Source organism: Pseudozobellia thermophila, assembly GCF_900141855.1.
GTDB lineage: Bacteria > Bacteroidota > Bacteroidia > Flavobacteriales > Flavobacteriaceae > Pseudozobellia > Pseudozobellia thermophila.
In genome coordinates, this window is sequence record NZ_FQYU01000035.1 from 1 (window position 1) to 1,053 (window position 1,053).

General features: G+C 36.2%; 2 protein-coding genes. Both read right to left on the minus strand.

Features of this window, described 5'->3' with window-relative positions; all coding sequences use genetic code 11:
* Positions 1–197 precede the first annotated feature (197 nt).
* Positions 198–554 (minus strand): hypothetical protein, encoded by a 357-nt coding sequence (locus tag BUB37_RS21270; RefSeq protein ID WP_139278181.1) that lies wholly within the window; start codon positions 552–554, stop codon positions 198–200.
* A 52-nt stretch (positions 555–606) separates the two neighbouring features.
* On the minus strand, positions 607–942 hold the full coding sequence (locus BUB37_RS21275; RefSeq protein WP_244526925.1) for a contact-dependent growth inhibition system immunity protein: 336 nt from the start codon (positions 940–942) through the stop codon (positions 607–609).
* Positions 943–1,053: the final 111 nt, after the last annotated feature.

Sequence of the window (1,053 nt, forward strand, 5' to 3'; positions counted from 1 at the left end):
GCGGCCTCGACCGCCCGGTTTTTTACGGGCCGGAGGTATCATCGACCATCGGTTACGTATAACCGTCAGTTACGGGTTAATATGCGTTAATTTTCAGTTTAGCACTGACGTTAGCAATTCCGAGTGGATTCGGACGTAGTCGAATCCGCCGTAATTGCGGTTATACATTGTTGGCAACTGGCTTTTTATCAATGTTCTCAATGGTTTAATTTATAGTTAGTTATTATTGAATCTTTGTCAAACTCAATATGTAATTCTTTTCCTTCCATTGGGTCAATGTTCCAACCATAGTCAACCTTTATTTCATAAATTATCTCGTTTTCTTTTTTGTTATGATAATTTCCTGGTTCTCCTAAAAGTTCAACGACTTTTTTTATTTCCATTCCTCTTTCGAGATGATTTTCCATTAAGTCTTGAACCATATTTTCTCGATATTCATAAAACCCGTCAAATCTTTCATTCCATTTAGATTTGTCAAATTCCATTTCTTTTATTCCACAACTCGATAGTTGCGTTGAGATAATTAAGAGAAATATTTTATTTAATGTTCTCAATTCGTCCTTTCAATTATTTGGTTAAACTTTTTTTCACCAAGTTCATTTATTATTAATTCCGAGTTCCGTTCCACAGGTTTTTAAAAGTCAGAAAATCAGTTTGATTTTCATTCCAAAATTCAGTCGGAATACTCGAAACTGCAATCAGTAAATCACCTTCGTAAAAGTCACATTCAGTCAAAATATTCCGTTCGAGTTTTTCGAGTGCGATTCCGATTAAATATTCAATCCCGATTTTTTGAGAAATCAAGAGTCGTATCTGTTCGTCTGTCAATTTCGAAATAGCTATTTTTCGATAACGATAGCATTTTTCAACCAAATCAGTCGGAAATTCGGAAAGGTTTTTCCAAATGTCTTTTTCTAATTGTTCGATTGATTTTGTTTCCATTCTCGATTTTTTCAGCTTGTTGCCAACGGCCAGACGGCTATGGCGAGTTGCGAGGTATGCTTTGCATACCTTGGCAAGGGGTCGCCATTAGACGCACATTCGCTATAGGCG

Excerpts from the sequence above, each read along its gene's own strand:
- BUB37_RS21275 (WP_244526925.1), bottom strand. The coding sequence starts at position 942 with ATGGAAACAAAATCAATCGAACAATTAGAAAAAGACATTTGGAAAAAC.